This is a genomic window from Pigmentiphaga sp. NML030171, from assembly GCF_002188635.1.
In the GTDB taxonomy this organism is placed as follows: Bacteria; Pseudomonadota; Gammaproteobacteria; order Burkholderiales; family Burkholderiaceae_B; genus Pigmentiphaga; species Pigmentiphaga daeguensis.
The window spans coordinates 25,135-37,599 of record NZ_NINX01000024.1; the positions used below are offsets into that span (position 1 = coordinate 25,135).

Annotated in this window: 14 protein-coding genes and 1 tRNA gene; 13 read left to right on the forward strand and 2 right to left on the reverse strand. The window is 67.2% G+C overall.

The genetic code is table 11. The features are described 5' to 3' along the window. Positions 1-19: 19 nt before the first annotated feature. From purH to CDO46_RS06340, 13 genes are all read left to right on the forward strand, one after another. A complete protein-coding gene (gene purH, locus CDO46_RS06280) occupies positions 20-1,606 on the forward strand; it encodes a bifunctional phosphoribosylaminoimidazolecarboxamide formyltransferase/IMP cyclohydrolase (RefSeq protein WP_087837708.1) in 1,587 nt (528 codons plus the stop codon). Between the two features lie 182 nt (positions 1,607-1,788). Then, complete coding sequence (gene ruvC / locus CDO46_RS06285; RefSeq protein WP_087837709.1) at positions 1,789-2,337, forward strand: crossover junction endodeoxyribonuclease RuvC; 549 nt, start codon at positions 1,789-1,791, stop codon at positions 2,335-2,337. A 30-nt stretch (positions 2,338-2,367) separates the two neighbouring features. Continuing rightward, complete coding sequence (gene ruvA, locus CDO46_RS06290) at positions 2,368-2,943, forward strand: Holliday junction branch migration protein RuvA (protein ID WP_087837710.1); 576 nt, start codon at positions 2,368-2,370, stop codon at positions 2,941-2,943. A gap of 16 nt (positions 2,944-2,959) precedes the next feature. After that, the gene (locus CDO46_RS06295) at positions 2,960-3,607 is read left to right on the forward strand and encodes a glutathione S-transferase family protein (RefSeq protein WP_087837711.1); all 648 of its coding nucleotides are present in this window, start codon (positions 2,960-2,962) and stop codon (positions 3,605-3,607) included. A 70-nt stretch (positions 3,608-3,677) separates the two neighbouring features. Continuing rightward, on the forward strand, positions 3,678-4,748 hold the full coding sequence (ruvB, locus tag CDO46_RS06300) for a Holliday junction branch migration DNA helicase RuvB (RefSeq protein WP_087837712.1): 1,071 nt from the start codon (positions 3,678-3,680) through the stop codon (positions 4,746-4,748). A 486-nt stretch (positions 4,749-5,234) separates the two neighbouring features. Beyond that, the gene (gene ybgC, locus CDO46_RS06305; protein WP_243724537.1) at positions 5,235-5,672 is read left to right on the forward strand and encodes a tol-pal system-associated acyl-CoA thioesterase; all 438 of its coding nucleotides are present in this window, start codon (positions 5,235-5,237) and stop codon (positions 5,670-5,672) included. 50 nt (positions 5,673-5,722) lie between these two features. Continuing rightward, a complete protein-coding gene (gene tolQ / locus CDO46_RS06310; RefSeq protein ID WP_087837714.1) occupies positions 5,723-6,400 on the forward strand; it encodes a protein TolQ in 678 nt (225 codons plus the stop codon). Further along, a complete protein-coding gene (gene tolR, locus CDO46_RS06315; RefSeq protein ID WP_087837715.1) occupies positions 6,400-6,846 on the forward strand; it encodes a protein TolR in 447 nt (148 codons plus the stop codon). Before tolQ ends, tolR begins: the two co-directional genes overlap by 1 nt. Positions 6,847-6,852: 6 nt before the next feature. After that, positions 6,853-7,818, forward strand: coding sequence for a cell envelope integrity protein TolA (gene tolA, locus CDO46_RS06320; RefSeq protein ID WP_087837716.1), 966 nt, complete (start codon positions 6,853-6,855; stop codon positions 7,816-7,818). Positions 7,819-7,910: 92 nt separating this feature from the next. Next, complete coding sequence (gene tolB, locus CDO46_RS06325) at positions 7,911-9,179, forward strand: Tol-Pal system beta propeller repeat protein TolB (RefSeq protein ID WP_243724543.1); 1,269 nt, start codon at positions 7,911-7,913, stop codon at positions 9,177-9,179. A 157-nt stretch (positions 9,180-9,336) separates the two neighbouring features. Further along, the gene (locus tag CDO46_RS06330) at positions 9,337-9,873 is read left to right on the forward strand and encodes an OmpA family protein (protein ID WP_087837718.1); all 537 of its coding nucleotides are present in this window, start codon (positions 9,337-9,339) and stop codon (positions 9,871-9,873) included. A 12-nt stretch (positions 9,874-9,885) separates the two neighbouring features. Continuing rightward, the gene (gene ybgF, locus CDO46_RS06335; RefSeq protein WP_087837719.1) at positions 9,886-10,659 is read left to right on the forward strand and encodes a tol-pal system protein YbgF; all 774 of its coding nucleotides are present in this window, start codon (positions 9,886-9,888) and stop codon (positions 10,657-10,659) included. 136 nt (positions 10,660-10,795) lie between these two features. After that, a tRNA-Lys gene (locus CDO46_RS06340) sits at positions 10,796-10,872 on the forward strand. Between the two features lie 88 nt (positions 10,873-10,960). Here CDO46_RS06340 and CDO46_RS06345 read toward each other — a convergent pair. Together CDO46_RS06345 and CDO46_RS06350 are read right to left on the reverse strand one after the other, a co-directional pair. Further along, the gene (locus CDO46_RS06345) at positions 10,961-11,254 is read right to left on the reverse strand and encodes a hypothetical protein (RefSeq protein WP_176400667.1); all 294 of its coding nucleotides are present in this window, start codon (positions 11,252-11,254) and stop codon (positions 10,961-10,963) included. Positions 11,255-11,505: 251 nt separating this feature from the next. Beyond that, complete coding sequence (locus CDO46_RS06350) at positions 11,506-12,453, reverse strand: tripartite tricarboxylate transporter substrate binding protein (protein WP_243724542.1); 948 nt, start codon at positions 12,451-12,453, stop codon at positions 11,506-11,508. Between the last annotated feature and the right edge of the window lie 12 nt (positions 12,454-12,465).

The window sequence follows — 12,465 nt, forward strand, 5'->3', positions numbered from 1 at the left end:
GCCATTCTGCCCCACACTCATGAAAATCGAACGCGCGCTTCTTTCCGTTTCCGACAAATCCGGCATCGTCGACTTCGCCAGGGCCTTGCACGACCGCGGCGTGCAACTGCTGTCCACCGGCGGCACGGCCAAGCTGCTGGCCCAGGCCGGCCTGCCCGTGCAGGAAGTTTCCGACTACACCGGTTTTCCCGAGATGATGGACGGCCGCGTCAAGACGCTGCATCCGAAGATCCACGGCGGCCTGCTGGCCCGCCGCGACGCCCAGGCGCACCTGGACGCCATCGCCAGCCACGGCATCGGCCGCATCGACCTGCTGGTGGTGAACCTCTATCCCTTCCGCGAGACCGTCGCCAAGCCCGGCTGCACCTTCGCCGACGCCGTCGAGAACATCGACATCGGCGGACCGGCCATGCTGCGCGCGGCGGCCAAGAACCATGGCACCGAAGCCGGCGGCGTCACGGTCGTCATCGATCCGGCCGACTATGCCCAGGTGCTCGAGGAAATGGACGCCACCGGCGCGACCTCCTACGCCCTGCGCCTGAACCTGGCCAAGAAGGTGTTCGCCCATACCGCCTCGTACGACGGCGCGATCGCCAACTACCTGACCAGCCTGACCGACGCGCCGGCCCAGGAGGCCGTGCCCGTGCGCGAGGCCTACCCCGAGATCCTGAGCTTCCAGGCCACCAAGAGCCAAGCCATGCGCTACGGCGAGAACCCGCACCAGTCCGCGGCCTTCTATCGCGACACCGCGCCGGCCGCCGGCCTGCTGGCCAACTACCGCCAGCTGCAGGGCAAGGAACTGTCCTACAACAACATCGCCGACGCCGACGCCGCATGGGAATGCGTACGCACCTTCGATGCGCCGGCCTGCGTCATCGTCAAGCACGCCAATCCTTGCGGCGTGGCGGTATCCACCGACGCGCTCCACGCCTACCAGCAGGCGTTCAAGACCGACCCCACGTCCGCCTTCGGCGGCATCATCGCCTTCAACCGTCCGGTGGACGCCGCCACCGCGCAGGCGGTCAGCAAGCAGTTCGTCGAAGTGCTGCTCGCCCCCGCCTACGAGGCCGGCGCGCTGGAGATCTTCGCCGCCAAGCAGAACGTGCGCCTGCTCGAGATCCCGATGGGCGACGGCGTGAACGCTTTCGACGTCAAGCGCGTGGGCGGCGGCTGGCTGGTGCAGCAGCCCGATTCGTTCAACGTCGCGCGCGACCAGCTCAAGGTCGTCACCAAGGTCGCGCCCACCGAAGCCCAGATGGACGACCTGCTGTTCGCCTGGAAGGTGGCCAAGTTCGTCAAGTCCAACGCCATCGTGTTCGTGGGCGGCGGCATGACGCTGGGCGTGGGCGCCGGCCAGATGAGCCGCGTCGATTCCGCCCGCATCGCGTCGATCAAGGCCGAGAACGCCGGCCTGTCGCTCAAGGGATCGGCCGTGGCTTCCGATGCCTTCTTCCCGTTCCGCGACGGCCTGGACGTGGTCGTGGACGCGGGCGCGAGCTGCGTCATCCAGCCCGGCGGCAGCATGCGGGACGCGGAAGTCATCGCGGCGGCCGACGAACGCGGCATCGCGATGGTGCTGACGGGCACCCGCCACTTCCGCCATTGAAAATGCCCCCCCCCTACGCGCTTACGCGCGCCCGGCATGGTGAGCCCCCAGCCGCTACGCGACAGCCCCCCGAGGGGGCCGGGACCCGCCTTGGGGCGGCCCGGCGCCGGGTCCCGGGGGCGGCGCTGGCGGACCGGCGGAGCCGGATCCGCGGCGCCCTGGTTATGGGGTAGGCTGACGTTATGCGTATTCTGGGGGTGGATCCGGGATTGCGGCGTACGGGGTTCGGCGTGATCGAATCGGAGGGGCCGCGGCTGCGCTATGTCGCCAGCGGGACCATCGTGGTGCCCGCCGACGACGACCTGTCGGCGCGGCTCAAGATCATCCTGGACAACCTGCGGCAGGTCGTGCGCGACACCGCGCCCGACTTCGCCGCCGTCGAGAAGGTGTTCGTCAACACCAACCCCGCCTCGACGCTGCTGCTGGGCCAGGCGCGCGGCGCGGCGCTGTGCGCGCTGGCCGACACCGGGCTGCCGGTGCACGAATACACCGCGCTGCAGATCAAGAAATCGGTGGTGGGCACCGGGCGGGCCGCCAAGACCCAGGTACAGTCCATGGTGCAGCACCTGCTGTCGCTGGACGGCGCCCCCGCGGCCGATGCCGCCGACGCGCTGGCCTGCGCTATCTGCCATGCGCACATCTCCCCCCTGGCCGACCGCCTGCGGGAGCATGGCAGCCATCCCGCCTTCGCCCGCCGCGGCACCCGGCTGCGGGCCGGAAGATTAGTATGACGCGCGACGACAAGTCGCCAAGGTGAATTCATGATCGGACGCCTGACCGGAACGCTGGTCGAGAAACAACCGCCCACCGTCTGCCTGGACGTGAACGGCGTGGGCTACGAGCTGGACGTGCCGATGAGCACGCTGTATTCCCTGCCCGAGCTCGGCGCCCGGGTGACGCTGCTCACCCACCTCGCCATACGCGAGGATGCCCACGTGCTGTACGGCTTCGGCACCGCGGCCGAACGCGCCACTTTCCGCGAACTCATCAAGGTCAGCGGCGTGGGCGCCAAGATCGCGCTGGCCGTGCTGTCGGGCATGACGGTGGCCGAGCTGTCGCAGGCCGTCACCCTGCAGGAGGCTGGCCGCCTGACCCGCGTGCCGGGCATAGGAAAGAAGACGGCCGAGCGACTGCTGCTGGAACTCAAGGGCAAGCTGGGCGCCGACCTCGGCGCCGTGGCCGGCCACGCGGTGGCGGACGGACAGGCCGACATCCTCAACGCCCTGGTGGCGCTGGGCTATTCCGAACGCGAGGCCGTGGCCTCGGTGAAGAACCTGCCGGCCGGCGTGGGCGTCTCGGAAGGCATCAAGCTGGCGCTCAAGGCGCTGGCACGCTAGGGCCGGCGGAGGCCGCATGCTCAGGATCTGGGGACGGCGCAGCTCCTTCAATGTACAGAAGGTGCTCTGGTTCGCGGGCGAACTGGGCCTGGCCTACGAGCACATCCCCGCCGGCGGCGAGCACGGCCTGGTCGATACGCCGGCGTTCCGGGCCCTGAACCCGCACGGCAAGGTACCGGTCATCGACGACGACGGCACCGTCGTCTGGGAATCGCACACCATCCTGCGCTACCTGGCGGCCCGCCACGGCGCCCCGGCCTTCTGGCCGGCCGACCCGGCCGAGCGCTCTCGGGCCGAACGCTGGATGGACTGGGCCCACACCGCGCTGCAACCCGCCTTCCTGAACGGCGTGTTCTGGGGCTACTACCGGACGCCCGAGCCCTTGCGCGATCTCGATGCCATCCGCGCCCGCGTCGAGGAATGCGCCGGGTATTTCCAGTTGCTGGATGCGCGACTGGCGAACCGGCCGTTTCTGGAAGGCGAACGGCTGACGCTGGCCGACATTCCCGCCGGCACGGCGCTGTACCGCTATTTCAGCCTGGACATCGCCCGGCCCGAGGTGCCCCATGTCAGGGCCTGGTACCAGCGGCTGCAGCAGCGGGCGCCCTATCGCGAGCACGTCATGGTGCCCTTCGGCGAACTGTACGGGCGGCTGGACTACTGAACCGGCGGCGCCCTCCGCAGGCCGGCGCGGAACGGGCTAACATACCAGCAGTTCAAGGCAGAATACCTCCATGGCGATCCAGCCCGACAAGCTTTCCATCCGAGACGACGCCCCCGACATGCGGGTGATCTCTCCGCGCGCCTCGTCTCCCAACGAAGAGGCCATCGAACGCGCGCTGCGCCCCAAGGCGCTCGACGAATACGTCGGCCAGCGCCGCATCCGCGAACAGCTCGAGATCTTCATCGCCGCCGCGCGCAACCGCCAGGAGTCGCTGGACCACGTCCTGCTGTTCGGCCCGCCGGGCCTGGGCAAGACCACGCTGGCCCACATCGTCGCGCGCGAGATGGGCGTCCAGCTGCGCCAGACCTCGGGCCCGGTGCTGGAGCGGCCGGGCGACCTCGCGGCGCTGCTGACCAACCTGGAACGCAACGACGTCCTGTTCATCGACGAGATCCATCGCCTGTCGCCGGTAGTCGAGGAAATCCTCTACCCCGCGCTCGAGGACTTCCAGATCGACATCCTGATCGGCGAAGGTCCCGCCGCCCGCAGCGTCAAGCTGGACCTGCAACCCTTCACGCTGGTCGGCGCCACCACCCGCGCGGGCATGCTGACCAATCCGCTGCGGGATCGCTTCGGCATCATCGCCCGGCTGGAGTTCTATACCGCCGACGAACTGTCCTCCATCGTGACCCGCAGCGCCGGCCTGCTCAACGCCGCCATCGCCGAGGACGGCGCCCGCGAGATCGCGCGCCGTTCGCGCGGCACGCCCCGCATCGCCAACCGGCTGCTGCGCCGGGTGCGCGACTACGCCGAGGTCAAGGCCGGCGGCCGCATCACCGGCGAAGTCGCCCACGCCGCCCTGTCCATGCTGGACGTCGACCCGGCCGGCCTGGACATCATGGACCGCAAGTTGCTGGAAGCGATCGTCTACAAGTTCGACGGCGGCCCCGTCGGCCTGGACAGCCTGTCCGCGGCCATCGGCGAGGAACGCGACACCATCGAGGACGTGATCGAGCCCTACCTGATCCAGCATGGCTACGTCCAACGCACCCCGCGCGGCCGCATCGCCACCCAGGGCACCTACCGCCACCTGGGCCTGACCCCGCCCGCGCAAACCGGTGGCGATCTGTTCTCCAGTTGATACGGAAATGATCAACGCAGGTCCCGGCCCCCTTGGGGGGCTGCCGCGTAGCGGCTGGGGGCTCACCCTACTGGGCGCGCGCAAGCGCGTAGGGGGTACAAAAACAAAACCCGTGCCTGGGCATCCCCCAGGTCACGGGTTCTACTGTGCAGGGCACAGCGACATCAAGTCGGACGAAATCATGAACGGCGTCGATGACGCAGCCATGACAGCACGAAGCGGAATCGTCCAACCATAAAAATAAAGGGTGGAAGCGTCGATAACCCGGACGGCGCCACCCACGCACCCGAAGCCGCACAGGCTTGCAATCAACGCTTCCTGGCGTCTGACGGCGCCGGCGCGCTAAAGTTTCCCGCTTTACAAGCCGTCACATTTGGCACAATGCCCGGATGGCGGCCGGGTGCCCAGGGCCGGCGGGTTGTTTACAATTTCGCCCCAGGGCCTCATCGGCCTCCAAGCTTGCTCGACTCATCCAAGGTTCGCCTCGTGCCCCAACCCGCCAGTGCAGATTTCCGGTTCCCCATCCGGGTCTACTACGAAGATACCGACGCCGGCGGCGTGGTCTACTACGCCAACTATCTCAAGTTCTTCGAACGCGCCCGCACCGAGTGGCTGCGCGCGCTGGGCGTGGAACAGCGCGCGCTGGCGGACGAAACGGGCTGCATCTTCGTCGTGCGCGGCATCGACACCCAGTACCGGCGGCCGGCCGCCCTGGATGATTCCTTGACCATACGCAGCCAGGTCTCCCGCCTGGGCAAGGCATCGATCGATTTCCTGCAGTTTTGCGAACGCGGCGATGAACTGCTCGCAACCGGCAAGGTCCAGGTAGGATGCGTCGATCGCGCGACGCTGCGTCCGCGCGCGCTGCCGTCCGGACTCGTCCGGACGCTGGCGCCGCTGGCGGCCGGACCCGCAACCGATTAACCCCGACATCAACCCCCAGGCATTCTCTTTCGCCCCCCAAAGGACTCTGCATGAACGTCAACCAGGACATGTCCATCCTGTCCCTGATCACCCAGGCAAGCTTTACGGTCCAGTGCGTGATGGCCATCCTTGCCATCGTGTCGCTGATGTCCTGGACCTACATCTTCCGCAAGCATTTCGCCATCAAGCGCGCCAAGCAGCAGACCGAGCGCTTCGAGGCCGACTTCTGGTCCGGGGGCGACCTGAACATGCTGCACCAGGCCGTCGCCACCCGGCGCGGCGAACAGGGCGCGCTGGCGCGCATCTTCGAGGCCGGCATGGCCGAATTCGTCAAGGGCCGCCAGAGCAAGCTGAGCGACGTCAACACGCTGCTGGACGGCTCCCGCCGCGCGATGCGGGCCGCCTACCAGCGCGAGATGGACTCGCTCGAATCCCACCTCGCCTTCCTGGCCTCCACCGGCTCGGTCAGCCCCTACGTCGGCCTGTTCGGCACGGTCTGGGGCATCATGCACGCCTTCCGCGGCCTGGCCAACGTCGAACAGGCTACCCTGGCCAGCGTCGCGCCCGGCATCGCCGAAGCGCTGGTGGCCACGGCCATCGGCCTGTTCGCCGCCATCCCCGCGGTGGTCGCCTACAACCGGTTCTCGCACGACATCGACCGGCTGTCCATCCGCTTCGACAGCTTCATCGACGAGTTCCTGAACATCCTGCAACGACAGGTGCGCTGATGCCCTCGATCCGCTCCAGCAACCGCGGCGGCCGAGGCGGGCGCCGCTCCATGAACGAGATCAACGTCGTCCCGTACATCGACGTCATGCTGGTGCTGCTGGTGATCTTCATGGTCACCGCACCCATGATGTCGCCGGGCGTCATCGACCTGCCCACGGTGGGCAAGGCCTCGCAGGTGCCGGTCAAGCCGCTCGAGGTCATCCTGGCCGCCGACGGCAGCGTCACCATCCGCGACCGCGAACGCGGCGACAGCACGCCGCACGCCATCCCGCGCAACGACCTCGCGCGCCTGGCGCGCGAACGCCAGTCCGAACATCCCGACCAGCCCGTCGTCATCTCCGCCGACCGCAAGGCGCAATACGAGTCCGTGCTGAAAGTCATGGACGACCTGCAGCGCCAGGGCGTCAAGCGGGTCGGCCTGCTGGTCAAGCAACAAGGCTCCTGATCGCCCATGGCGCCCAACGACCGATCCAACCGACCTCTCCGACGACCGCCGGAACCCGGCAAGTGGAAAGCCTTCGCCCTGGCGGTGCTGATGCACCTGCTGCTGGCCGCCGCCCTGATCTTCAGCCTGGACTGGAACCGGCGCGCGCCGGGCCCGGTCCAGGCCGAACTGTGGACGGCGCTGCCCGCGCCCAACCAGCCCGAGCCCGACCCCACCCCCACGCCCGAACCGCAGCCAGAACCGGTCAAGCCTCCCCCGCCGCCGCCTCCGCCACCCGAACCCAAGGTGACGCAGGAGAAACCCGACATCGCCATTGAGCAGGAAAAGAAGCGCCGCGAGGCTGAACGGCGCGAGGCCGAGGAGCGCGAGGCCGAGCGCAAACGCGAGCAGCAGAAGCTGGAAGAAAAGAAGCAGGCCGAGAAGCGCGCGCAGGAAAGGAAGGAAGCCGAGCAGCGCGAGGCCGAGAAGAAGAAGGCCGAGCAACTGGCCGCCGACAAGGCCGCGGCCGAAAAGAAAGCCGCGGCCGAGAAAGCCGCGGCGGAGAAGAAGGCCGCCGCCGAGAAGAAAGCCCAGGCCGAGCGCGATCGCAAGCTGCGCGAAGCCTTCCGCAACGACACCGCGCGCGCCGCCGGCCTGGAAGGCGGCCGCGAGGGCGGCACCGCCAGCCGCAACCAGGCGGGCGGCGGCGGGGGCGATCCCGGCTATGCGGACCTGGTGCGCGCTTGCATCAAACCTGGAGTCATTTATAGTGCAAGTGGCAGTTCCTCCGACGGGAACCCCACAGCCGTGTTCCGGGTCCAGTTGCTACCCACCGGGGACCAGGCGGGCGCGCCGCGCCTCCTCCGCTCCTCCGGCGTCCCGGCTTTCGATCGCGCGGTCGAGACCGGTATCCGGCGTTGCGACCCCTTCCCGCGGCCGTCCTCCGGCCGGTACGAGTCCAACATAGAAGTTCAATATCGGATGTTCGACTGATGACATTTGCAAATCCCGCTTTCCCCCCCTCGTCCGCCCTGTCCGGCAGCGCCCGCCTGCGTGACCTCGGCAACCGGCTAGGACGGCGGCTCCTGCAATGCGCCGCGGCCCTGGCCGCGACGGCGTTCGCCCTGGGCTCCGCTCCGGCCCGGGCCCAACTGACCGTCCAGATCTCCGGGGCCGGCGCCAACCAGTACCCGGTGGCCATCGCCAACTTCGAATCGGCCGACCCGCAGGGCAAGGCGATCGCGGAAATCATCCGCGCCGACCTGAACCGCACCGGCCTGTTCCGCATCATCGATGCCGGGGAAACGCCGCTGTCGGACTCGGCCGTCATCGGTTTCGCGGCCTGGAAGACCCGCGGCGCCGACGCGCTGGCCGTGGGCAGCGTGCAGCGCACGGGCGACGGCCGCTACGACGTGCGCTACCGCCTGGTCGACACGGTCAAGCAGGCACAGATCGATGGCGTGGCCTTCGCGTCAGGCGCGAACGAGATGCGCCGTACCGCCCACCAGATCGCCGACCGCATCTACGAGAAACTGACCGGGGATCGTGGCATTTTCGCAACACGCATCGCCTACGTCCTCAAGCGCGACAACATCTACGAACTGCAGATCGCCGACGCCGACGGCCAAAACGCCCAGACCGCCCTGCGCTCGCGCGAGCCCATCATCTCGCCCGCCTGGTCGCCCGACGGCACCCGCCTGGCCTATGTCAGCTTCGAATCGCGCAAGCCTGTTGTGTACGTGCACACTATCACCACGGGCCAGCGGATACCGGTTGCCAATTTCAAGGGCAATAACAGCGCCCCCGCGTGGGCGCCCGATGGCAACCGCCTGGCGGTCGTTCTGACCCGCGACGGACTGTCCCAGCTCTACATGCTGAACGCCGACGGCTCGGGTTTGCGCCGCCTAACCCAGTCTCCGGGCATCGATACCGAACCCACTTTCACGCCCGACGGCCGCGCCATTCTGTTTACCAGCGACCGCGGCGGCAGCCCGCAGATCTACCGCCTGAACGTGGACAGCAATCAAGTCGAGCGCGTCACGTTCAAAGGGACTTACAATATTTCTCCCCAGTTGTCGCCTGATGGCAAAACCTTGCTGTACGTCACCCGCCGCGCCGGCTTCCAGATAGCGTCCCTAGACCTCGCCACCGGTAATGAGCTCGTCCTCACCAACGGCGGCCGGGACGAATCCCCCAGCTTTGCCCCCAACGGAAAGATGATTCTTTATGCAACATCGCAGTCCGGCCGCGGTGTGCTGGCTGCGGTTTCGAGCGACGGTCGCGTTACCCAGACTCTGTCGGTGCTCAACGGTGACGTACGCGAACCCACCTGGGGGCCTTTCCTGAACAATTGATTACCTGAAACGGGCCTCGCTGTCGCGGCGCCGCATCGTTGTCACGTCTTGCAACCTTGCGCGCCGTGGGGCTCATGTGACACTTTAGGATCACGTTTCGGTCTGGTCATCGTCTTTTCCAACCCACTATCGTCCCTCGGAACCCAAGGAAAAAATCATGTCTACTCGTGCATTCAAAATGTTCGTCGTGGCGAGCGTTGTCGCGGTAGTCTCGGCTTGCAGCAGCCCCGTCAAGCTCGATGAGAGCAGCAACGTCCCGGTCGAAGACCGCTCCGGCCAGAACACCGGCGCCAACGCCAACGGTGTCGCCCGTGTCGATACCACCCAGCAAGGCCTGGATCCCCTGAACGATCCGAAGGGCGTGCTGGCCCAGCGCTCGGTGTACTTCGATTTCGACAGCTATGCGGTCAAGGACCAGTACCGTCCCATCGTCGAAAACCACGCTCGCTTCCTGAACAACAACCGCAACCGCAAGGTCGTGATCGAGGGCAACACCGACGACGTCGGCAGCAGCGAATACAACCTGGCACTGGGCCAGCGCCGCTCCGAAGCCGTGCGCCGCATGATGCTGCTGCTGGGCGTGCGCGACGACCAGGTCGAGGCCATCAGCTTCGGCAAGGAAAAGCTCAAGTCCACCGGCACCGATGAAGCCTCGCGCGCCGAAAACCGCCGCGCCGACATCGCCTACCGCTAAGGATCTGCCCTCATGACGCTCCGCACTTCCCGCCTCCGGCTGCTGGCCGCCACCGCCTGCATCGGCGCCAGCTTGACGGGTTTCTCGGCCCACGCGGCCCTGTTCTCCGACGACGAGGCGCGCCAGGCCATCATCGACCTGCGCAAGGAAGTGCGCGAGCGGTCCGATCAGCAAAGCCGCAAGCTGGCCGACGACCTGGCGCAGAGCCAGCGCAGCCAGCTGCAGCTTGCATCGCAGATCGAGCAGTTGCAGCAGGAAATCGCCCGCCTGCGCGGTCAGATCGAGATCCTGACCAAGCAGGTGGCCGATACCCAGCAGGCCCAGAAAGACATCTACCTGGACGTCGACACGCGCCTCAAGCGCCTCGAGCCCCAGACGGCCTCGATAGACGGCCAGCAGGCCACCGTGGGCGCCGACGAAAAGCGCGCCTATGACGCCGCCATCGACCTCTTCCGCAACGGCAACTACGCCGACGCCATTCCCGCCCTGTCGAACTTCGTCCGCCAGTATCCCCAAAGCCCCTATGCGCCCGCCGCCCAGTTCTACATCGGCAGCAGCCACTACGCGCTCAAGGACTACAAGGCGGCCATCGCGCAGCAGCAGGCCCTGGTCAAGAACTTCCCCACCAACGTCCGCGCGCCCGACGCGCTGCTGGTCATCGCCGGCAGCCAGGTCGAACTGAACGACCGGCGCGGCGCGCGCACCACGCTCGAACGCATCGTCCGCGACTATCCTGGCGTACCCGCCGCGCAGACCGCGAAAGACCGTCTCGAATTGCTGAAGTGACGCGAGATCCGTTCAAAATGAAAAGGGCCGGTTCATACCGGCCCTTTTCATTTGACAAAGCGTCGTCAGGTTGCCATAATTTTGGGCTTCGGGTCGCAAGCCCGGCTTAGCCGGGCAGCGAACTCCGTGAGTACGGGGGGTGGTAACTCAGTTGGTTAGAGTATCTGACTTTTAATCAGAGAGTCGAGGGTTCGAGTCCCTCCCACCCTACCAACCATCCTCGGATGGTTGAATGAAGCCTCCCATGCGGAGGCTTTTTTTTGCCTTGGGCCGCCCCAAGGCAAAAAACGCCCCTCGAGGACTACTCGTTCGTGACCGCCTTCGGGTGCAGCCGCAACGTCGCCTGCGAGCCACCGGTCTGTCCCGCATACGGACGCATGGCCCGCATGTCGGTCACGTTCTCGATGCCTTCTTCCTTGACCCGCTTCAGGAAACTGACCCGCTCGCGGTAGTACTCGGCGTACATGATCGCATCGCGAACCCGCTGCTCGGCACGATACAGCGCCAGCCGCGCCTCGTTCAGCGCCTTCTCCGCTTCTCTTTCCGGGGTCGGGGCGTGACTCAGCACCCACCTGCGAAGCCACTCGAGCATCATGCCCTCCAATTGAAGTGAGGTTGGGCAAAGCTTAATCCATGGTCTCCGCTGCCAGCCGATTTTCGCGAATGTTTTACCTTCTCAGATGTAACGCTTTCCACCGCGGCGCGGGCCAGGGCCGGCACGGGCCGATTTATCGCGGGTCCCGCGCCATCGGATGACGACCCGATGACCGCGCGCGTGTCGGCAACGCAACAAGGGCCCGGCGCGAAAACACCGGGCCTGCGGCCCAACCGTGATGGAAAGAACGCTCAATCCACCTTGACGCCTCCCTTCTCTATCACCGGCCGCCAGCGGGCGATCTCGGTGGCAATGAGCCTGGCAAAGACCTCGGGCGGATTGGGCGTGGCTTCGGCGCCCTCGCCGGCCAGGCGCTGCTCGATCTCGGGCGAGGACAAGGACCGGTTGATCTGCCGGTTCAGCTTGGCCACCACCTCGCGTGGCGTGCCGGCCGGGGCAACCACGCCATACCACTGGTCCGCCTCGAAGCCCGGATAGCCGCTCTCGGCCACGGTGGGCACGTCGGGCAGCATCTTGATGCGCCGGGGCGAGGACACCGCGATCGGCCGCAGCTGGCCGGCCTTGATCTGCGCGATCACGGCGGGCACGCCGGTGAACATGACCTTGATGTGGCCGGCGACAAGGTCGTTGACCGCCGGCGCGGTGCCCTTGTAGGGCACGTGCTGCATGCTCGCGCCGCTTTGCAGCTTGAGGTATTCGGTGGCGATGTGAGCGGCGCTGCCGTTGCCGCCGGATCCGTAGTTGAGCGCGTCGGGATGGGCCTTGGCATAGGCGATCAGTTCCGGCAGGTTCTTCGCCTGGACCGAGGGATGCACCACCAGGACGTTGGGGACGCGCGCCACCCAGGCCACCGCGGCAAAGGCCTTCACCGGATCGTATGGCAGCTTGGCGTACAGCGACGGCGTCACGGCCAGCGTGCCGATGTGGCCCATCAGCAGCGTGTAGCCATCGGCGGGCGCCTTGGCCACCTTGTCCGCGCCGATGCTGCCGCCGGCGCCCGGCACGTTTTCGACCACCACGGCCTGGCCCCAGGCCTGGTTCAGTTGCTGGCCGATGGTGCGGCCCAGGATATCGGTGGAGCCGCCCGGCGTGAACGGCACCACCAGGCGCAGCGGGCGGTTGGGATAGCCGCTGGCGGCATCCTGGGCGTGGGCCACGCCGGCGGCCGCACTGGCCATGAGGGCCGCGAA